At 73.7% G+C, this 19,485-nt stretch carries 19 protein-coding genes and 3 tRNA genes; 9 read left to right on the top strand and 13 right to left on the bottom strand.

What is annotated here, in order from left to right; all coding sequences use genetic code 11:
- Nucleotides 1–50: 50 nt before the first annotated feature.
- The 6 genes from ACBI99_RS30185 to ACBI99_RS30160 all read right to left on the bottom strand — a co-directional run bounded on the left by ACBI99_RS30185 (nt 51) and on the right by ACBI99_RS30160 (nt 2,912).
- Nucleotides 51–671 (bottom strand): epimerase, encoded by a 621-nt coding sequence (locus ACBI99_RS30185; protein ID WP_375074048.1) that lies wholly within the window; start codon nt 669–671, stop codon nt 51–53.
- Nucleotides 668–1,432 (bottom strand): IclR family transcriptional regulator, encoded by a 765-nt coding sequence (locus ACBI99_RS30180; RefSeq protein WP_219502026.1) that lies wholly within the window; start codon nt 1,430–1,432, stop codon nt 668–670. The genes ACBI99_RS30185 and ACBI99_RS30180 overlap by 4 nt, the downstream gene beginning before the upstream one ends.
- A 53-nt stretch (nt 1,433–1,485) precedes the next feature.
- Nucleotides 1,486–1,557, bottom strand: a tRNA-Val gene (locus ACBI99_RS30175).
- 1 nt (nt 1,558) lies between these two features.
- Nucleotides 1,559–1,633, bottom strand: a tRNA-Gly gene (locus ACBI99_RS30170).
- Nucleotides 1,634–1,667: 34 nt separating this feature from the next.
- Nucleotides 1,668–2,141 carry a hypothetical protein gene (locus tag ACBI99_RS30165; RefSeq protein ID WP_357587552.1) on the bottom strand — a complete coding sequence of 158 codons (474 nt, stop codon included), beginning with the start codon at nt 2,139–2,141 and terminating at the stop codon, nt 1,668–1,670.
- Between the two features lie 36 nt (nt 2,142–2,177).
- Complete coding sequence (locus ACBI99_RS30160; RefSeq protein WP_375074047.1) at nt 2,178–2,912, bottom strand: SDR family oxidoreductase; 735 nt, start codon at nt 2,910–2,912, stop codon at nt 2,178–2,180.
- Nucleotides 2,913–2,997: 85 nt separating this feature from the next.
- On the opposite strand from ACBI99_RS30160, the gene ACBI99_RS30155 reads away from it, so the two are divergent.
- Both ACBI99_RS30155 and hutH read left to right on the top strand, forming a co-directional pair.
- Nucleotides 2,998–3,732 carry an ArsR/SmtB family transcription factor gene (locus ACBI99_RS30155; protein ID WP_375074046.1) on the top strand — a complete coding sequence of 245 codons (735 nt, stop codon included), beginning with the start codon at nt 2,998–3,000 and terminating at the stop codon, nt 3,730–3,732.
- Nucleotides 3,733–3,749: 17 nt separating this feature from the next.
- Complete coding sequence (gene hutH, locus ACBI99_RS30150) at nt 3,750–5,300, top strand: histidine ammonia-lyase (RefSeq protein WP_375074045.1); 1,551 nt, start codon at nt 3,750–3,752, stop codon at nt 5,298–5,300.
- On the opposite strand, the gene ACBI99_RS30145 is transcribed toward hutH, so the two are convergent.
- Nucleotides 5,297–6,460, bottom strand: coding sequence for an NAD(P)-binding domain-containing protein (locus ACBI99_RS30145; protein ID WP_375074044.1), 1,164 nt, complete (start codon nt 6,458–6,460; stop codon nt 5,297–5,299). The genes hutH and ACBI99_RS30145 overlap by 4 nt on opposite strands.
- A 57-nt stretch (nt 6,461–6,517) precedes the next feature.
- Here ACBI99_RS30145 and ACBI99_RS30140 point away from each other — a divergent pair, with 57 nt between their 5' ends.
- The 4 genes from ACBI99_RS30140 to ACBI99_RS30125 all read left to right on the top strand — a co-directional run bounded on the left by ACBI99_RS30140 (nt 6,518) and on the right by ACBI99_RS30125 (nt 10,031).
- Nucleotides 6,518–7,432, top strand: a complete 915-nt coding sequence (locus tag ACBI99_RS30140; RefSeq protein WP_246644312.1) for a LysR family transcriptional regulator — start codon at nt 6,518–6,520, stop codon at nt 7,430–7,432.
- Nucleotides 7,402–8,412 (top strand): chorismate-binding protein, encoded by a 1,011-nt coding sequence (locus ACBI99_RS30135; RefSeq protein ID WP_375074043.1) that lies wholly within the window; start codon nt 7,402–7,404, stop codon nt 8,410–8,412. The genes ACBI99_RS30140 and ACBI99_RS30135 overlap by 31 nt, the downstream gene beginning before the upstream one ends.
- Complete coding sequence (locus ACBI99_RS30130) at nt 8,409–9,239, top strand: aminotransferase class IV (protein ID WP_219502050.1); 831 nt, start codon at nt 8,409–8,411, stop codon at nt 9,237–9,239. The genes ACBI99_RS30135 and ACBI99_RS30130 overlap by 4 nt, the downstream gene beginning before the upstream one ends.
- A 102-nt stretch (nt 9,240–9,341) precedes the next feature.
- A complete protein-coding gene (locus ACBI99_RS30125) occupies nt 9,342–10,031 on the top strand; it encodes a hypothetical protein (protein WP_219502052.1) in 690 nt (229 codons plus the stop codon).
- Here the strand turns inward: ACBI99_RS30125 and ACBI99_RS30120 are convergent.
- Nucleotides 10,025–11,401 (bottom strand): hypothetical protein, encoded by a 1,377-nt coding sequence (locus ACBI99_RS30120; RefSeq protein WP_308125653.1) that lies wholly within the window; start codon nt 11,399–11,401, stop codon nt 10,025–10,027. The two genes, ACBI99_RS30125 and ACBI99_RS30120, sit on opposite strands and share 7 nt — an antisense overlap.
- An 82-nt stretch (nt 11,402–11,483) precedes the next feature.
- Here ACBI99_RS30120 and ACBI99_RS30115 point away from each other — a divergent pair, with 82 nt between their 5' ends.
- Nucleotides 11,484–12,092 carry a DUF305 domain-containing protein gene (locus ACBI99_RS30115; protein WP_375074042.1) on the top strand — a complete coding sequence of 203 codons (609 nt, stop codon included), beginning with the start codon at nt 11,484–11,486 and terminating at the stop codon, nt 12,090–12,092.
- A 1-nt stretch (nt 12,093) separates the two neighbouring features.
- Here the strand turns inward: ACBI99_RS30115 and ACBI99_RS30110 are convergent, their stop codons facing one another.
- Nucleotides 12,094–12,510 carry an SsgA family sporulation/cell division regulator gene (locus ACBI99_RS30110; RefSeq protein WP_049570603.1) on the bottom strand — a complete coding sequence of 139 codons (417 nt, stop codon included), beginning with the start codon at nt 12,508–12,510 and terminating at the stop codon, nt 12,094–12,096.
- 444 nt (nt 12,511–12,954) lie between these two features.
- Between ACBI99_RS30110 and ACBI99_RS30105 the strand changes: the two genes are divergently transcribed.
- A tRNA-Val gene (locus tag ACBI99_RS30105) sits at nt 12,955–13,029 on the top strand.
- A 407-nt stretch (nt 13,030–13,436) separates the two neighbouring features.
- Here the strand turns inward: ACBI99_RS30105 and ACBI99_RS30100 are convergent.
- From ACBI99_RS30100 to ACBI99_RS30085, 4 genes are all read right to left on the bottom strand, one after another.
- Nucleotides 13,437–13,901 (bottom strand): hypothetical protein, encoded by a 465-nt coding sequence (locus ACBI99_RS30100; protein ID WP_375074041.1) that lies wholly within the window; start codon nt 13,899–13,901, stop codon nt 13,437–13,439.
- A gap of 184 nt (nt 13,902–14,085) precedes the next feature.
- On the bottom strand, nt 14,086–15,375 hold the full coding sequence (locus tag ACBI99_RS30095) for an FAD-binding oxidoreductase (protein ID WP_375074040.1): 1,290 nt from the start codon (nt 15,373–15,375) through the stop codon (nt 14,086–14,088).
- Between the two features lie 12 nt (nt 15,376–15,387).
- Nucleotides 15,388–16,080, bottom strand: coding sequence for an SDR family oxidoreductase (locus tag ACBI99_RS30090; protein ID WP_375074039.1), 693 nt, complete (start codon nt 16,078–16,080; stop codon nt 15,388–15,390).
- Nucleotides 16,074–16,526 carry a carboxymuconolactone decarboxylase family protein gene (locus tag ACBI99_RS30085; protein WP_219502089.1) on the bottom strand — a complete coding sequence of 151 codons (453 nt, stop codon included), beginning with the start codon at nt 16,524–16,526 and terminating at the stop codon, nt 16,074–16,076. The genes ACBI99_RS30090 and ACBI99_RS30085 overlap by 7 nt, the downstream gene beginning before the upstream one ends.
- Nucleotides 16,527–16,647: 121 nt before the next feature.
- Here ACBI99_RS30085 and ACBI99_RS30080 point away from each other — a divergent pair, with 121 nt between their 5' ends.
- Nucleotides 16,648–19,380 (top strand): BTAD domain-containing putative transcriptional regulator, encoded by a 2,733-nt coding sequence (locus ACBI99_RS30080; protein WP_375074038.1) that lies wholly within the window; start codon nt 16,648–16,650, stop codon nt 19,378–19,380.
- Nucleotides 19,381–19,485 lie beyond the last annotated feature (105 nt).

Below are 19,485 nucleotides of genomic sequence, written 5' to 3'. Positions count from 1 at the left end.
AGTTTCAACAGCCAGCTCAGCAATCGAGGCTGCCTGTTTATTCCAGCGGTTCACCAGGCGTCGATGTCGGCCGCCGTGAGGACCCGCCGCGGAGCCCCCCGTTCGGCAACGGCGATCATAGCCCGCCCGAGCCGCTCGGCCGTGGTGACCGCCGCCGCCGGGCGCAGGAGGCGCAGCAGCAGGCGGAACGGCGCCGCGGCCACGTAGGCCGGCCGGTGCAGGCGGGTGCGCGCGACAGTGCGGTGCATGGGCTGTCCATACCCGGGCACCCCGCGTGGCACGTACCCGGGCACATACCCGGGCCGGAAGACGTAGGCCCGCAGCGGCAGCGCCAGCAGCGCCTCCTCGGTCGGGTCCCCGTCCTCCGCGCCCGACACGTACAGGAACGCCGACCCCGGGGCGACCTCCGCCAGCGCCGCCCCGGCGGCCAGGGCGACGTCCGCCGGGGAGCCCTCCGGGCAGCAGAAGCAGGCGTCGTGGCCCGCCAGCGCGTCCCGTACGGGCGCGAGGTCGGACAGGTCGGGGCGGACGAGCTCGCGCAGCTTGGGATGCCGCTCCCCGGTGGGGACGCGGCCGACGGCGAGGACTGCCCCGACGCGGTCGTCGGCCAGGCACGCTCGGAGCACGCCTCGCCCGATCACGCCCGCCGCCCCCACGACGATCACCTTCACGGATCCTTGCCTCCCAGGTCCCTGGCGGCCTCCCGCAGCACGGACGGCGCCCACGGCGGGATCTCCAGGCCGAGCGTGGAGATCCCGAGGGTCCAGCGGCAGTCACCGTCGCCGCCGGTCGGCACGGGCACGGTGATGGCCGCGCACGCCACCTCTTCCCGGTACTGGCCGTGTTCCTCCACCACCTGCCCGGGACGCAGCCCGTACAACTCCTTCTCCACGTCGTCGGCGGTGGCGGGCGTGCGGGAGGTGAAGCGGCGCAGCCCCGACTCCTCCAGGATCGCGCGCCGCTCGGCGGGCGGGAGCGCGACCAGCAGCGCCTTGCCGAGCGCGGTCGCGTGCGGCGCGGCCTCCAGCCCGGCCTGGAGGTCCTCCAGCCACGGCGAGTAGAGGCCCTCGGCCACCTCGGCGACCACCAGCCGTCCTTCGGTCAGCCGCGCCAGGTAGGCGGTGTGGCCGGTGCTGGCGGCCAGGTGGCCGAGCACGGCACGGGCGTTGGGCGGGCGGCCCAGCGCGCCGAGCATGTCGTGGAAGCGCTCGGCCACCTGCGGGCCGGGCAGGTAGTCGCCGCTGGGCAGCCGGAGCAGGTAGCCCTCGTAGCAGAGCGTGCGGACCAGATGGTAGGAGGTGGAGAGGTTGAGCCCGCACCGGCGGGCGATCACCTTGACCGTCAGCGGTCGGTCGGACTGGGCGACCTCCTCCAGCACGCGCAGTGCGCGTGACACGCTGCGGATCAGGTCGCTGGGTTCATCGCCGCTCATGCACCCCAGCATCCGCCGTGGCGGGCCGGCGCGCCATTTGAAAAGTGACCGTGTGGACGATACTGGGATTGAACCAGTGACCTCTTCCGTGTCAGGGAAGCGCTCTCCCGCTGAGCTAATCGTCCTTGGAGCGGAAGACGGGATTCGAACCCGCGACCCTCACCTTGGCAAGGTGATGCTCTACCACTGAGCCACTTCCGCGCCCGCCCGGCCGGTGCCGGGCGACGAGAGAACTCTAGCGAAAACTCGCCGACTCCCCAAACCGGAGCGCTCCGACCTGCTCGGCGTACCAGGTGATCCCGGCGACGTGGGCGGCGATCTCACGCAGCGTCCAGTTCGGGTCGCGCGGGGTGTCCCAGGCGTCGGGGGCGGTGGCGTAGCGGTGCACGTACGCCTGGGCCAGGCGGGGCCAGCGGGCGCGCGCCTCGTCCAGGTCGAGCTCGGTGAAGCGGGCCCAGTCGGAGTCGAGCGTCACGGTCCGCCCGTGCCAGGGGGTGTCGAGCGGCGGCTCGCCCGCCAGCAGCGCCTCCACCTCGGCCAGGTGGTCGACGAGGTGGTCCTGGATGCGGCGGGCGGCCTTGGCGGGGGTCCACAGGCCCTCGGTGACGATCGGCCTGCCGTCCCAGGCGAGCCAGGTGGCGGCCAGGGCCAGGCAGCGGTCGGCGGCCTCGGCCACGGCGATCGCGGGGTTCGTCGCGGAATCGGTCATGGCCCGATCCTGGCCGCCGGACGTTCAACCGGCGGTCTAAGTGTGCCCGCCGTTGACGGTGACGCGCTCGCCCGTGATGAACGCGGCCGCGTCCGAGGCGAGGAAGCAGACCGCTCCGGCGATGTCGCCGGGGGTGCCCATGCGGCCCAGCGGCACCTCCGACAGGTACTCGTCCACCTCCAGGCCCGCGTGGCGCTCGACCGGGATCCAGCCGGGGGCGACGAGGTTGACGGTGACGCCGTGCGGGCCGAGCTCGCGGGCCCAGGAACGGGTGAGCGCCTGCTGCGCCGCCTTGGCCGCGATGTAGGCGGACATGCGGGGCAGCGCGCGGTCGACCACGTCGGAGCCGATCTGGATCACCCGGCCGCCGCCGCGCTCCTTCCATCCGGGCAGGAAGGCCCGTACGAGCAGGGTGGGGCTCTTGACGAAGAACGTGAGCTGGTCGAGGTGGTCCTGCCAGGTCAGGTCCTCGATCGGCACCTCGGGCTGCGGCCCGGTGGCGTTGAGCACGAGCGCGCCGACCGGTCCGAGCCGCCCGGCGACGGCCTCGGCCAGCGCGCGGGTCGACTCCTCGTCGGTCACGTCGGCGGCGAACGCCTCCGCCCGGCCGCCCGCGGCCCGGATCCCGTCCGCCACCCGCTCGGCTCCGTCGTGGTCGGAGCGGTAGTTCACCGCGACGGTCCAGCCGTCGCCCGCCAGCCTGCGCGCGATGACCGCGCCGAGCCCCCGCGACGCGCCCGTGACGAGCGCGACCTTTGCCTCAGTTGTCACCTGCGCGGTCCTTTGCCTCGTTTATCACGGTCGCGAGCCTATTGCTTCGTCCGGCGGCGAAGGATGGGTGGGTTAACGTCACGGTATGGCTGCTGACCACACCGTTCGTGACGCCGACATCGCCCCCGTGGCGGCGCTGATCGCCGACCCGACCCGGGCGGCCATCCTGACGGCGCTGCTGGGCGGGCGCGCGCTGGCGGCGGGCGAGCTGGCCCGGCTGGCCGGGGTGAGCGCCGCCACCGCGAGCGCGCACCTGGCGCGGCTGCTCGACGGCGGCTTCGTGACCGTGGTCCGGCAGGGCCGGCACCGCTACTACCGCCTGTCCGGGCCGGAGGTGGCCGAGGTCATGGAGGTGCTGGCCCGCGTCAGCGCCCGCCCGCCGGTGCGGTCGCTGCGCCAGTCGCGGCAGGCCCGCCTGCTGGAGGAGGCGCGTACGTGTTACGACCACCTGGCGGGGAAGGCGGGGGTGGCGCTGCTGGAGGCGTTGCGCGGCAGCGGCTGCCTGGCGGGGGAGGAGGTCACCGCCGAGGGGGAGCGGCTGCTGGCCGGGATCGGCGTGCACGTGGCCGGGGCGCGCGCGACCAGGCGGCGCTTCGCCCCGGAATGCCTTGACTGGACCGAGCGGCGGCCCCATCTCGGCGGCGCGCTCGGCGCGGCGGTCACGGCGGTGCTGCTGGAACGCGGCTGGTTCCGGCAGGGCGCGGCGCCGCGTGCGCTGACCCTCACCGACGAGGGCAGGAGTGAGCTGGCGGCGCTCTTCCCGAGCCACGTGACAGCGCCCTGGAGTAAGGAGCTAACCTGGCAATCGCCGGTTACCTAAGCGGGAGAAAACACATCATGCGCGACAACGGAGTCGTGAACGTCGGTCCCGAACCCCTCACCTTCGACGACGTCATCCGGGTGGCCCGCCACGGCGCCGCCGTACGCCTCACCGACGACGCCATGGCCGCCGTCGCGGCCTCCAGGCAGCGGGTGGACGAGCTGGCCGAGAGCCCGGTCCCCGCGTACGGGGTGTCCACCGGGTTCGGCGCGCTGGCCACCCGCCACATCGACCCCTCGCTGCGCGCCCAGCTCCAGCGCTCCCTGGTGCGCTCCCACGCCGCCGGCAACGGGCCCGAGGTGGAGACCGAAGTGGTGCGCGCGCTCATGCTGCTGCGCCTGCACACGCTCGCCACCGGCCACACCGGCGTGCGGCCGACCACGGCCAAGGCCCTGGCCGCCCTCATCAGCTCCGGCATCACGCCGGTCGTCCACGAGTACGGCAGCCTCGGCTGCTCCGGCGACCTGGCCCCGCTGGCGCACGTCGCGCTCACGCTCATGGGCGAGGGCGTCGTCCGCGACCCGTCCGGCGACGTCACGGCGGCGGGCGAGGCGCTCAAGCAGGCCGGTATCGAGCCCGTCGAGCTGGCCGCCAAGGAGGGCCTGGCGCTCATCAACGGCACCGACGGCATGCTCGGCATGCTCGTGCTGGCCATCGACGACCTCACCCGGCTCGTGCGCACCGCCGACGTGAGCGCCGCGATGAGCGTCGAGGCGCTGCTCGGCACCGACCGCGTGTTCGCCCCCGAGCTGCAGGCGCTGCGCCCGCAGCCCGGCCAGGCGCTCGCCGCCGCCAACATGGTGAAGATCCTGGCCGGCTCCGGCATCATGGCCAGCCACCGCGACCCGGAGAGCTGCACCCGCGTCCAGGACGCCTACTCGCTGCGCTGCGCCCCCCAGGTCGCCGGCGCCGCCCGCGACACGATCGCGCACGCCGCCGCCGTCGCCGGCTGGGAGCTGGCCAGCGCCGTCGACAACCCGGCGGTGCTCGCCGACGGCCGCGTCGAGTCCAACGGCAACTTCCACGGCGCGCCCGTCGCGTACGTGCTCGACTTCCTGGCGATCGTGGCCGCCGACCTGGCCTCGATGTCCGAGCGGCGCACCGACCGCTTCCTGGACGTGGCGCGCAACCACGGGCTGCCCGCGTTCCTGGCCGACGACCCCGGCGTCGACTCCGGCCACATGATCGCCCAGTACACGCAGGCCGCGATCGTCTCGGAGCTCAAGCGCCTGGCCGTGCCCGCCAGCGTCGACTCCATCCCGAGCTCGGCCATGCAGGAGGACCACGTCTCGATGGGCTGGTCGGCCGCCCGCAAGCTGCGCCGTTCCGTCGACGGGCTGACCCGGGTGCTGGCCGTCGAGGTGCTCACCGCCGCCCGCGCGCTCGACCTGCGCCGCCCGCTCGAGCCCGCCCCCGCCACGGCCGCCGTGGTCAAGGCGCTGCGCGAGACCGTGCCGGGTCCCGGCCCCGACCGCTTCCTCGCGCCGGAGATCGAGGCCGCCGTGCGGCTCGTCGCCGACGGCGGCGTGGTCGAGGCCGTCGAGTCGGTGACCGGCCCGCTGGCCTAACGCCGGGGCAGCGCCACGATCGCGTCCACCTCCAGCAGCAGGCCGGGCATGAACAGCCGGGACACCTCCACGGTCGTGCTCGCCGGCGGCGTCCCGGTGATGTACTTGCGCCGTACGCGCCCGTACTCGACCCTGTCGTCCATGTTCGTCAGGTACGTGCGGATGAAGGCGAGATCGGCGAACGTGGCGCCCTGGTCGGCCAGGATGCGCGACAGGTTCTCGAAGACGCACTCGGCCTGGGCTGCCATCGAGCCCTCGCCGACCACGTCGCCGTTCGCGTCGAAGGCCGCCTGGCCCGAGACGTACAGCATGTCGCCCACGCGGACCGCGTGCGAGTACATGCCGTTCGTGGCCGGCACCGCCGCCGGGTTCAGCGGCACCGCCCGGCCCGGCGCGGCGGGCCGCCCGACGTGCCCGGCGATCGCGGTCAGGTCGCGCTCTCCCAGGCCCGCCGCCTCGGCCTCGCGCAGGCGGCGCAGCGCGGCGGCGGCCAGCGAGGCGCCGTCCCACGCGGCCAGGTCCAGGTCCTTGGCCGCCAGCCCGAGCGCGTAACGGGTCTCCCGCGCGGGCGCGGCCAGCCGACCGGCCAGCGCGCCGAGCGGGGTGCCCGCCAGCACGGCGGCGAGCGCGTCCCGGTCCACGCCGTGCGCCTCGCCGTACGCGAACGTCTCCGCGAGCAGCACCTGGGCGGGCACGAGCGCGCTCATGACGGCGAGCTTCAGCGCCGCGCCCGCGCCCAGCGGCCCGAGCTCCCGCACGGTGCCGAACACCGACAGCACCTCGCGCACGGCCGCCACGTCGCCCCCGGCCAGCACGGTCAGCGTGCCCTCGGCCGCCGGGGCGACGCTGCCGAGCACCGGCGCGTCCACCAAGCCCGCCTCGGGCGGCAGCAGCGCCCGCAGCTCGCGCACCGCGTCCGGGCCGATCGTCGACATCTCCACCACGGTCACGCCGGGCCGCAGCCCCGGCAGCGCCGCCGTCAGCACCTCGCGCACCGCGTCGCCGTCGCGCAGCATCGTGATGACCAGGTCCGCCCCGGCCACCGCCTCGGCGGGCGAGATCCCGGTCCCGCGCCGCCACGTCGTCACCTCGTGCCCGGCCTCGGCGAGCCGCCGGGCCATGGGGACGCCCATGCGTCCCTGTCCAAGAAATGCAATCACGTCACCATTGAAGGGATTCGCACGGTATTCCACCACCGACTAGATTGCATGCCAGCCATGCCTGACGTGAATGCCTTCGACACCGCGGCCCTGCGCCTGTTCGACGAGGTGGCCAGGGGCGGCTCGTTCACGGCCGCCGCCGAGCTGCTCGGCCAGACCCAGTCGGCCGTCTCCCGGCGCGTCGCCGCCCTGGAACGCGCCGCCGGCGGGCCGCTGTTCGAGCGGCTGCCCAGGGGCGTGCGGCTCACCCCCGCCGGGGCCGCGCTGCACCGGCACGCCGTCGCGGTGCTCGACCGGCTCGACCGGGCCGGCGAGGAGCTGGCCGCCATCCACGGCGGCAGCGGCGGCACGCTGCGCGTGGGCGCGTTCGCCACCGCCAACGCCGAGCTGGTGCCCGCGACGCTCAGCCGCTTCGCCGACCGGCGGCCCGGCGTGGAGCTGCGGCTCGTCGAAGCGCTCAGCCCTCGCCTCACCGAACGGCTCCAGGCCGGTGCGCTGGACCTGGCCGTGATCAGCGACTACCCGGCCGGGCTGCCCAGCGGTGGCGGCCGCGTCGTCCACCTGCGCGACGACCGGCTGCTGGTCTGCCTGCCGCACGGGCACCGGCTGGCCGGTGAGGACGCCGTCGACCTGCGCGAGCTGGCCGGCGAACGGTGGATCGAGGCGGCGCCGCGCGGCCAGCCGACGCTGCTCGCCGCCGCCTGCGCCGCCGCCGGGTTCACCCCGCGCGGCGGGCTGCGGGTGGCCGAGTGGTCGGGCAAGTTCGGCTGCGTCGCCGCCGGGCTCGGCGTCACCCTCGTCCCCGAGCTCGCCGCCCGCGCCGTCCCCGCCGGGCTCGTGCTGCGCCCCCTGCGGGACGAGCTGCCCGTACGGAAGGTGTACGCTGCCCTGCCCGAAGCGCCACTGCCTGCGGCGCTGGAGTTTGTCCGAATGCTGAAAGAATGGGAAGCGTGTACGGCTTCGCCCACCTGAACGGCCGGCTCGCCACCGGGCTGCGTGACGTGACCACCGACCTGGCCGCGCTCGACTCCGAAGGCTGGTGGGCCGTCGTGGTCGGCTTCGAGGGCAAGGTCACCTGCGCCCGCTTCGACCAGGTGCGCCAGGCCCCGCTGCCCCGCCCGCGCGCCCCCTGGCAGGGCCCCCGCCCCGGCGACTGGCGCGGCTCCCTCGACCAGGACGCCTACGAGCGGGGCGTCCGCACCATCCGCGACCACATCGAACGCGGCGAGGTCTACCAGGCCAACCTGTGCCGGGTGCTGACCGCGCCGCTCCCCGACGGGGCCGACCCGCTCGCCCTCGCCGCCCGCCTCGCCGAGGGCAACCCCGCCCCCTACGCGGGCGTCATCCAGGTGCCCGGCCTCGCCGTCGTGTCCGCCTCGCCCGAGCTCTACCTGTCGCGCGACGGCGACGTCGTCGAGTCCGGCCCCATCAAGGGCACCGGCGCCACCGCCGGCGACCTGCTGGAGAAGGACCACGCCGAGAACGTGATGATCGTCGACCTGGTCCGCAACGACCTCGGCCGGGTCGCGGCCGTCGGCACCGTAGAGGTGCCCCGGCTGTGCGCCGTCGAGGAGCACCCCGGGCTCGTCCACCTCGTCTCCACCGTGCGCGCCAGGCTCGCGCCGGGAGCGGGCTGGCCCGAGCTGTTCGCCGCCACGTTCCCGCCCGGTTCGGTCACCGGCGCGCCCAAGTCGTCGGCCCTGCGCATCATCAATGCGCTCGAACCCGAGCCGCGCGGGCCCTACTGTGGGGCAGTGGGCTGGGTCGACGCCGACCGGGGCACGGCGGCGCTGGCCGTCGGCATCAGGACGTTCTGGATGAGCGGCGGCGAGATCCGCTTCGGCACCGGAGCGGGCATCACCTGGAGCAGCGACCCCCGGCGAGAGTGGCTCGAAACCGAGCTCAAGGCGTCCAGGCTCATGGCACTGGCATCCTCAGGAGGAAATCGATGAACATCCCGGTCTGGGTCAACGGAGAGCTGATCGACCCCGCGCAGGCCACCGTCTCGGTGTTCGACCACGGGCTCATGGTCGGCGACGGCGTCTTCGAGACCGTGAAGATCGTCCGCGGCGAGGTCTTCGCGCTCACCCGCCACCTCGACCGGCTCGCGCTGTCGGCCCGCCGCATGGACCTGCCGGAGCCCGACCTCGACGCGATCGCCGACGGCGTCGCCCGGTGCCTGGAAGCCGCCCCCGCCTGGGCGCTCGGCCGCATCCGCATCACCTACACCAGCGGCCCGGGCCCGCTCGGCTCCGACCGCGGCGACCAGGGCACCACCTGCGTCGTCATCGTCGACGAGCAGAAGCCGTTCCCCGCCACGGCCAAGGTCACCGTCGTGCCCTGGCCGCGCAACGAGCGCGGCGCGCTGTCCGGCGTCAAGAGCACCTCCTACGGCGACAACGCCAAGGCCCTGGCCTACGCCAAGGCGCGCGGCGGCGGCGAGGCCGTTTTCGGCAACCTGGCCGGCAACCTGTGCGAGGGCACCGGGTCCAACGTCTTCATCGTGCGCGACGGGCAGCTGCTCACGCCGACGCTCGAGTCCGGCTGCCTGGCCGGCGTCACCCGCGCCCTGGTCCTGGAGTGGTTCGGCGCCGAGGAGGTCGACGTGCCGCTGAGCGCCCTCTACGGGGCCGAGGAGGCGTTCCTCACCTCGACCACGCGCGACGTGCAGCCGATCAGCCTCGTCGACGAGACCGAGCTGCCGGCCGCGCCGGGGCCGATCACGGCCAAGGCCATGCGCGTCTTCGCCGAGCGCTCCGCCGCCGACCTCAACCCCTGACCCGCCGGGTCCGGCGGGCGTGATCATGACGAGGCGAGCGGAGACGTGATGGCGGGGCAGGGCGCGACACCGGCACGACGGCGGAACAGGGCGCCGGCGGGCGTGGTGTCCGTCGCGGCCGCGGCCGCCGTCGTGGCCGCCGGCCTGGCCTGGTGGCAGGGCGGCGGCGACCCCGCCGTCACCACCGCGGCCGTCCGCCCCCTGCCCGCCGCCTCCCCGCCGGCCGGGCCGTCGCTCGCCGCCTCCTTACGGCAGGCGCTGGCGCGCACCCCGGCGGCCGACTTCACCTACGAGGGCGGGCTGTCGCAGAGCGACTTCTACGCCGACGCCCGGGGCCGCATCGCCCACCGCCGGGGCGGCGCCGAGCTCGCCATGACCGTCATCTCGCCCGCCTCCGAGAACAGGCCCGTCGAGGTCACCGTCCGCGACGGCCGCCCCGGCAGGGTCCCCGAAGGCGTGGCCGACCACGCCCGCGTGATCGCCGTCCTGGCCTCCACCGGCACCGCCGCCGCGCTGGCCGCCGCCACCACCGGCGTGAACCGTACGGGAGACGTCCACCGCGGCGAGGTGGCCGCCACGGACGCCCCGCAGGACGTCCAGGAGCTGCTGCGCGACATCGCCGGCGGCTGGAGCAGGGACGAGCTGGCGCGCAGCACCCTCGTCTGGACGCTCACGCTCGGCGCGCACGGCCTGCCGTCACGGTTCGCCGTCGAATGGCGGGCGCCGGTCCAGGGCGCGGTGCTCACCTCGTCCTGGACCACCGCCTACAGCGGCTGGCGCGCCGCTCAGTAGCTCTTCTGCGTCTGCACGTTGAAGTCGGCCATCTCCACCTTCGCGGCCGGGTCGGTCAGCGGGTCGTCGATCCGCAGCACGTCCAGGCCCTCCCGGATGTCCGCCGAGTACACGTACCCGTTGTAGTAGTAGGCCGACCACGAGCCCGCGATGCCGCCGTCGTCACCGTCGAACGGGCCGCGCTCGAAGAAGCCGATCTCCTTGGGGTTGTCGGAGTCGGTGAAGTCGACGAACGACACCCCGCCCTGGTACCAGGCCTGGACCATGATGTCCTTGCCCGGCACGGGCAGCAGGGAGCCGTTGTGGGCGACGCAGTTCTCGTCCTCCTGCTGCTCACGCGGGATCTTGAAGTAGCCGCGCTTCTGCAACTGGCCGTCGACCAGGTCGTAGACCGCGTCGGCGCCCTTGGTGGCGGGCGTGTTGCGGTCGCAGGTGGCCGCCGAGCCGCCGCCGAGCTCGTCGGTGAACAGCACCTTGGTCGCGTCGTTGTTGAACGTCGCCGAGTGCCAGATCTGGAAGTTCTCCCGGTCGCTGACCTGCTGCAGCAGCTTGGGGTTGAGCGGGTCGGCGATGTCCAGCAGGAAGCCGTCGCCGAAGCAGGCGGCCGCGGCCAGGTTCTTCTCCGGGTAGGCGGTGATGTCGTGGCAGCCGGTGGCCTCCTCGTGCCCCTGGATGGGCAGGTCGGGCGAGGCCGCGACGCGGGCGGCGGCCGGGTTGGCCATCGGGATCTCGACGATCTGGATCAGCTTGTGCGGCGGCGGGCAGGTCGTCGACTCAGGCTCGGGCCCCGGCGACGACACGTACACGAACAGCGTGTCGTCCTTGGGCACCATCGTGTGCGTGTGCGAGCCGCAGTCGGTCGCCACGGCCGACACGAACCGAGGGCTGGACTTGTCGCTGATGTCGAAGATGCGCAGCCCTTCCCAGGCGCGCTCGCCGTCGGTCGAGTCGCAGCCCTCGCCGCTGCGCGGCTCGTCCACCGACAGGATCAGCAGGTCGCGGTAGACCGACACGTCGTTCTGCTGGGCCGGGCAGGCCACCTGGCTCACCGTCTTGGGGTTGGCCGGGTCGCTGATGTCGAAGACCGTGAAGCCGCCGAAGTTGCCCATGTACGCGTAGTCGCCCTGGAAGGCCAGGTCGGTGTTCCAGTCCATCGGGCCGTTGAGCGGGGCGGCGCGCGGGACGTTCGCCACGTGCTTGACGTTGTCGCTCATCCGGATCTCGCCCGGCTTGAGCGCCTGGCCCGCCGGCGTCCCGGCCGTGGTGCCCGGCGGATCGGCCTGCGGTGGTCGCTCCGGGCCCGCCGCGCATGCGGATACGAGCAGAACGGCCGCGCACAGCACGGCCCCCCGTAGCCTGGCCAAGATCACGCCTGTCCCCCTCGTTTCATAGCTCAGTATGGAAGCTATGCCAGCGAGGTCCGGAATGCGCGCACTATTGGTCACAGTTCTGATGCTGAACGCCCTGGCTGCCTGCTCACAGGCGCCGAGCGGGCCGTCGGCGGTCGGCACCGGAGCGCCCGTCATCGTGCCCGAAAAGCCCGGCGCGCCGGGCCGCACGGCCACCCCCGGCGAACGCGTCGGGCAGGGCGCGGCCACCCCCGCAGCCGCCGACGTACGCTTCGCCGAAGGCATGATCCCGCACCACCGCCAGGCCCTGGAGATGACGAGCCTGGTCGCCAACCGCGGCCGCAGCGAGGAGGTCCGCAGGTTCGCCGACCAGATCGCGCTCACCCAGCAGCCCGAGATCGACCTCATGACGAACTGGCTCGCGCTCGTCGGCCGCCCCGCCCCCCGCGGCCACGCCCACCGCGGCGGCGACGGCTACGGCATGGCCACCGAGGAACAGCTCCAGGCGCTGCGCGCCGCCCGCGGCGGCGCGTTCGACCGGATGTTCCTGCAGCTCATGATCCGGCACCACGAGGGCGCGGTGAAGATGGCGGGGGAGGAGCTGGCCGAGGGCAAGGACCAGCGCATGCGCATGATGGCCAGGGACGTCTACGCGGGCCAGCGCATCGAGATCGCCCGGATGCGCAAGACCCTGGAGAAGCTGCCCGCCTGACTCAGGACGGCCAGAGCATGTTGGTCAGCTCGGCGTCCAGGTCCATGTAGTCGGTCTCGCGGCCGGCCGGCACCTTCTCGTACGTGCGGTGCAGGAACTCGGTCAGCGGGGCCAGCGGCACCTCGAAGAGCGCCTGCCCGAACGGCGAGGTCAGGCTGATGTGCAGGGTCCGCTCGCCGTCGTTGCGCGCCGGCCACACCTGCACGTCACCGTCGCCGACCCGGCGCACGATGCCCACCGTGAGCAGCTCACGGGCGAAGATCCACTCGACCGGTTCGTCGTTCCCTACGTGGAAAGCCATGCGGATGGCGTACGGGTCGTCGGCTGTGTAGCTCAGCCCGGCGAGCAGGGGGACGGTACTACGGTCGGGGACCACAAGCCGAAGGCCAAGCTCGGCGGAGACGGTGGTGCTGTTCATCGTCAGCCAAACCTTTTCGTCGTAGGTCCCCTCTACGGGGCTTGCACTGCTCTGGGCGGACTTCGTCCGGAGCTATGACGCGGAACGAAGAAACCTGTAGGAAAGATTCCGCTCCAAGGCCCTTCTGTAACGCAACTCACAGCTGGACATTTGGGCATCTACCTGGCTAAACGGCATCAATCGGGTCGTATTTGCGAGGGTTTTGCGTGTTGTGGGGCCAGTCCCGGCGAGCGCACCAAGAACGTTCCTGAGATGGATCACGGTCCGCGTCTACCCGGGACACGACGATGGTATGCCACCCGGCCCTCCCGCTGATGGGCAACCGCCGCCTTTCACCCGAATCCCGCCCGGCCGCCTCCCGCCCCCGCCGAGCAACCGTTTCGCCAGGGGGTCGGGAGTGCGGTATGGTTTTCCCCGTCGGCACCGCGAGGAGCCGCACAGGGCGGGCGATTAGCTCAGCGGGAGAGCGCTTCGTTCACACCGAAGAGGTCACTGGTTCGATCCCAGTATCGCCCACCAGGAAGTAGCAGGTCAGAGGGGCTTCGGAGCAGATCCGGGGCCCTTTCTGCATGTCTGGGAAGTCAATGGGAGCCAATCGGGGAGCCATCTCACTCGGACTCTCTACCCGTGTCGGCTGTCGCCGAAGATCGTGTTCATCGTCTGGGCACCCTTGGTGATCACCGGCCGTAGCTGGTGCCGGTAGACCGCTTCCGTGACGCTGGTGCCCGCGTGCCCGACGAGATCGGCGATGGTCTCGATGGGTACGCCTTGGTCGCAGCCGCGTCCACGTACGCCGGGACGCAGAAGCGTACCGGCGACCTGTACGCCGAAGGCTTCAAGGTCGCCGGCTACGGCAAGGACGGCGCGGGAGCTCTGCCACGAGGATCACGGCCCTTCGGCCGGTCCCGGGAGCGATCCGTCCTGGGTCACCGCAGCCGTCGCATCTTGTCATGCCTCCGCTGGGCAGCAGGCGGGTTTCGCGCAGAGGGCGAGGGAGGAGCGCCGAGCACGCCGTCGAGGAAGAGCGTGACCCACCACCAGCGCATGCCGCAGTCGTTCACCTCGGTGGCGAGCTCCCTGCCACATGCCTCGCACGCCAGGTTGGGCCCGTCGTCCGGGCCCCAGCCGCAGCATCCGCCCGCCGGGGGATCCGGAGGGGGAGCCAACGCGATGATGTCCGCCGCGTTCACCACGATCGACCTGCCTGGCCCGTCGGACACGAACTCGCGGCCGTGCCCCGCGATCGCGATGTACGGCTTCCATCCGACCGGCCGCGGATTGACCGCGAACCTGCCTCGCGGGATCAGCTGCGGCTTCTCGTCAGCCAGGCCGAGCTCACGACCGGGCTGGAGATCAGCGGGGTAGCCGATCTCCTCCAGGTCCAACGTCACAGCCGTACCGCACGTGGCGCAGGTGAACATGGCCATTGTCATGAATGTAGCCGAATCCCGGGATCTTGGTGAAGCTGAGGCGCACAGTTCACTACCGAGCGACACCCGAAGCACCGCGACATACCCGACGGCAGGAAGGGCTCCGGGGTGGATCCGGAGCCCTTCGTCGCAGGCGGGTACGGGCTCAGCTCGTGATCGGGAAGTTGGCGCGGATGACGCCGCCCGGGTCGCGCTCGCGCTTGATCCGCTCCAGGCGTGCCCGCACCTCGGCGGGGAAGGCCTGGGCGGCGCTCTCGCCGGGGGCGAGGAAGGTGTACGGCTTGCGCCCGCTGACCGCCTCGCCCAGCTGGGCCACCAGCGCGGCCTGCTTGGCCTGCACCGCCTCGGCCAGGTGCGGCAGCCGGAGCCCGAGCAGGTAGAGCAGGTACGGCTCGCCGAGCGCGCCGCCGGGGCCGCCGTCCGGGCGCGCCTCGGCCAGGGCGCCGCCCAGGTGCCGGATCTGCAGGTTCAGCAGCGGCGCGAGGTCGGCGTCCGCGAGGACGTCCGCGGGCAGCCCCGTCAGCAGTTCGGTGCGGGCCAGCATCGGGCTGGGGTCGACCGGCTCGGCGGCGATGGCGCCCAGGTCGGCGACGTCCATCGGGCCGCGGCTGTCCGACAGGCTGCCGCCGATCGCCGCCAGCGGGGCCAGCAGGTCCTCCGCCTCGGCCGCCCCGCCGAGGAAGGTCACGTCGATGCCGACGGTCGCCGGGGCGGGGGGCGGCGGGGCCATCCGGTTGAGCCACAGCGACAGCTCGCGCGGCGCGTCGGCCGTGATGGCCCGGAACGCCTCGAACACCTCGCCGGTGCGCTCCGCCGGCCACACGACGCGCCCGCCGTACAGGCCGGGCACCTCGTACAGGTCCAGTTCGACGGCGGTGATGATGCCGTAGTCGCCGCCACCGCCGCGCAGCGCCCAGAACAGGTCGGCGTCGGAGTCCGCCGTGACCCGCACCTGTTCGCCCCCGGCGTCGACGATCTCGAACGCGCGCACGGAGTCTGCGGCCCAGCCGTACGCGCGGCCGAACCAGGAGACGCCCCCGCCGGCGACGAACCCGGCGACGGACACCACCGGGCTGCTGCCCGCCGGCCCGGTGAGGCCGTGCTTGCCGGTGGCGGCCAGCACCTGCCCCCACCGCGCGCCCGCCCCGGCCCGGACCACCCGCCCGGCCGGGTCGACGGTGATCTCGTCCAGGCGGGCGGTGCGCACCAGGATCGTCCCGTCGACGTCACCGGAGGCGCCGTGACCGGACGGCTGGGCGGTGACGGTCAGCCCGGCCTGGCGGGCGTAGCGGACGAGCGCCACCACGTCGGCGGCGTCGGCCACCTCGGCGACCGCGACCACCGGCTGGCGCACCCCGATCGCCCAGGGCGCGGCGGCCCGGTCGAACCCGTCGTCGCCAGGCAGGAACACCTGGCCTCGCACGATGTCACGCATGCATGTACTCCTTCAGAAGGGGATGGGGCCCTCGTCCTGGACGAAGGCGGCGGTGGGGCCGTCCGGGCCGAGCAGCGCCATGGCCACGATCGGCGCGGCGCCCTCCTCGGGCGTCTTGATCCCGGCGCCGTGGTTGATGTCGGTCTTCACCCAGCCCGGGTCGACCGCGTTGACCTTGACGGGGGTGTCCAGCAGCTCCTTGGCGTAGGACACGGTGATCATGTTGAGCGCGGCCTTGGCCGAGCAGTAGGTCACGTTGAGCATCGGCCACAGCGGGTGCCGACGGTCCAGGGCGCGGGTGATCGAGCCGCGTTCGCTGGAGACGTTCACCACGCGCCCCGCGGGGGAGCGGCGCAGCATCGGCAGCATCGCGTTCGTGACCTCGATGACGCCGAACACGTTCGTCTCGTAGATGAGCCGGGCCTGCTCGGCGGTGGCCTGGCTCGGCGGCCCGTCGGGCAGGACGATCCCGGCGTTGTTGACGAGGATGTCGAGCCCGCCGTACTCCCGCTCGATCCGCTCGGCGGCGGCGCGGACGGCGGCCGGGTCCGTGACGTCCAGGCGCACGTACGGCAGGCCGAGCCGCTCGGCGGCGGCCTCGTCGCGCGCGCCGACGATCGCGGTGACGCCGCGTTCGGTCAGCAGCCGGGCGGTCGCCAGGCCGATGCCCCTGGTGGCCCCGGTGACGAGGGCGACGCTCACCATGCCGCGCCCGCGATCTGACGGGTGGCGGCGTTGAGGCGGTTCCACAGGTTGACGGTGGCGATCTGCAGCAGCAGTCCGGCCAGCTCCTGCTCGGAGTAGTGGTCCGCGGCCTCGTCCCACACCGCGTCGCTGACCAGGCCGCCGTCGGGCAGCCGGGTGGCCTCCTCGGTCAGGGCGAGCGCGGCGCGCTCGGCGTCGGTGAAGTACGGCGTCTCGCGCCAGGCGGCCACGGCGAACAGCCGCTCGTCGCTCTCGCCCTGCTTGCGCAGGTCCTTGGCGTGCATGTCCACGCACACGCTGCACCCGTTGATCTGGCTGGCCCGCAGCAGCACCAGGTCGACCGTGACCTTCGGCAGCCCGGCCTGGTCGGCCGCCTTGCCGAGCGCGAGCAGCGCCTGCATCGCGCCCGGCAGCACCAGGGCGGGGTTCTTCATCCGTGCTTCCATGAGTGACTCCTCAGCAGAGTTGGTTGCCGCTTTCCGCTGACGAGTCTCGGCAAGGGCTTTGATGCGCCGGCTATGCGCGAGCTATGGAGCGCCGATATGCCGTGACTTGTACGATCCTGGGGTGTCTGCGCGTTTCCTGATCCTGGGTCCCGTGGAGGTCTCGGCAGGCGACCGGCCGCTGCCCGCCCTCGCCCCCCGGCACCGTGCCTTCCTCGGCCACCTGCTGCTCCACGCGGGACGCGCCCAGAGCGTGGAACGGCTGATCGACGCGGTGTGGGGGCCGGCGCCGCCGGACACCGCGCGCGCCCAGGTGCACGCCGCGCTCGCGGCGATCCGGCGCGTCCTGCGCGCGGCGGGCGTGGCCGACCAGCTCCGGACGAGCGTGGCCGGATACGTGCTCACCACCCGGCCCGGCCAGCTCGACCTGGAGGACTTCACCACGCTCACGGCCACGGCCGAGGACGATCCACGGCACACCGCCGGGCGGCTGCGTTCGGCGCTGGAGCTGTGGCGCGGGCCCGCGTTCGCCGACGTGCAGGCGGAGTACGCGCCGGACGCCCGCGCGCGGCTGGAGGACCGGCGGCTGACCGCCGTGGAACGGCTGGCCGACCTGGAGCTCGCCGAGGGACGCCACGAGGACCTGATCGACCGGCTCGGCGCGGAGCTGGCCGCCCACCCGCTGCGCGAGCGGCTGACCGGGCAGCTCATGCTGGCCCTGCACCGCGCCGGACGGCAGGCCGACGCGCTGGCCGCCGGACGCGCCTACCGGTCCCGGCTGGCCCATGAGCAGGGCCTCGACCCGGGGCCCGCGTTCCTGTCCGTGGAAGAGACCGTGCTCCAGGGCCCTGACGTACGGGCCGACGAGAGCCCGAAGGGGAAGAGCGCGACGTACCTGCCCTACGACGTCGCCGACTTCGCCGGCCGCACCGCCGAGCTGACCCAGCTGATCGCCGGGGACGGCCCCATGCCGTCGATCACCGCGATCGACGGCATGGCCGGCATCGGCAAGACCGCCCTCGCCGTGCGCGCCGCCCACCAGCTGGCCGACCACTACCCCGACGGCCGGCTCTTCGTCGACCTCCACGCGCACACGGCGGGCAGGCAGCAGGTGAGCACGTCCGAGGCGCTGGAGGCCCTGCTGCGCCAGCTCGGCGTCCGCGCCGAGGCCGTCCCCGCCCACCTGGAGGAGCGCGCCGCGCTGTGGCGGGCCGAGCTGGCCGGCCGCCGCGTCCTCGTCGTCCTGGACAACGCCGCCGACTCCGCGCACGTACGCCCGCTGCTCCCCGGCCCCTCCGGCAGCCTCGTCCTCATCACCAGCCGGCGCCGGCTGACCGATCTCGACGGCGTCCGGTCCCTGCCCATGGAGGTGCTGCCGGCCGCCGACGCCACCGACCTGTTCACCCGGATCGTGGGCGAGCGCGCCGTACGGGAGCCGGACGCGGTGGCCGAGGTCCTGCTGCTGTGCGGGTTCCTGCCGCTCGCCGTACGGATCGCCGGGGCGCGGCTGCGGCACCGGCCCCGCTGGAGCGTCGCCTACCTGGCCCAGCGCCTGCGCGACGAACGGCGCAGGCTGTCGGAGCTGGCCACCGCCGAGCGCGGCGTGGCGGCCGCGTTCGCCCTGTCCTACCAGCAGCTCGACGACACCGAGCGCCACCTGTTCCGCCTGCTCGGCCTCCACCCCGGCCGCGACGTCACCCCGCCCGCCGCCGCCGCGCTGGCCGGGCTCGACGTAGCCGACGCCGAGGACACGCTGGAGTCGCTGCTCGACACGCACATGCTCCAGCAGCACGAGCCGGGCCGCTACCGCTTCCACGACCTGCTGCGCCAGTACGCCCACGACACCGCCGCCGAGGAACCGCCCGCCGAACGCCACGCCGCCATGACCCGGCTGCTCGACCACCACCTGTGCACCGCCTCAGCCGCCATGGACCTGCTCTATCCCGACAGCGCGCACCGGCGGCCGAGGACCGGCCGCCCGGCGGCGCGCTTCCGCGACGCCGCCGAAGCGCTCGCCTGGCTCGACGCCGAACGCGGCAATCTCGTACGGACCGCCGCGCACGCCTGCGACACCGACTGGCCGGCCCACACGGGGGCGCTGGCCACGACCCTCTACCGCTACCTGTACGACCACGCGCTGCACGACGACGCCCGCACCCTGTACGGCAGGGCGCTGGAGGCGGCCCGGCGGCTGGCGGACCCCGCCGGTGAGGGCCGGGCGCTGACCGACCTCGGCTGGGTGCACCACCTGCAGGGCGACCACCGGCTCGCGGCGGAGCACTTCGACCGGGCCCTGACCGCCTGCCGGGCCGCCGACGACCGCCGCGGCCAGGCGCGGGCGCTGACCGGCCTGGGCGACGTACGGGCCGCGACCGGCGACCACGAGGGCGCGCTCGCCGCGCTGCGCCGGGGGCTGGAGCTGTTCCGCGAGCTCGGCGACCGCTTCGGCGAGGCGGTGACCACGGACTACCTCGGTGTCGCCCAGGAACGGCAGGGCCGCTTCGCCGAGGCGGACGCCCTGCACCGCGAGGCGCTGGAGATCTTCCGCGCCATCGGCAGCCGGGGCGGCGAGGCCGACGCCCTGCACCACCTCGGCATCGCCTGCCTGCGGCTCGGCCGGCCGGGCGAGTCGGGCGCGCACCACGGCGACGCCCTGGAGCTGTACCGCCGCTTCGGCTACCGGCGCGGCGAGGCCAAGGCCCTCAACGGCCTGGCCACGGCCGCACTGGCGCTCGGCGAGGCCGGCCGGGCGCGGCGTCTCTACCGGGACGCGCTCGACGCGGCCGTCGAGGTGGGCGACCTCGCCGAGCAGTCCCGCGCCCGCGCCGGCCTCGCCGGCCTGGCGGCCAGCCCCTGAAGGGCCAGGGTCCCGGCTCCGGTCCAGATGCCCGGGCGTTTGCAGATGCGGGGCCGGAATTGGTCCTCCGGGCGGCTGCGCGATCGGCCCTTATCGAGGGTACCG

Source organism: Nonomuraea sp. ATR24 (genome assembly GCF_041950485.1).
GTDB lineage: Bacteria > Actinomycetota > Actinomycetes > Streptosporangiales > Streptosporangiaceae > Nonomuraea > Nonomuraea ceibae.
The sequence above is the reverse complement of the archived record's forward strand: the minus strand, read 5'-3'. Positions and strand labels throughout refer to the sequence as shown.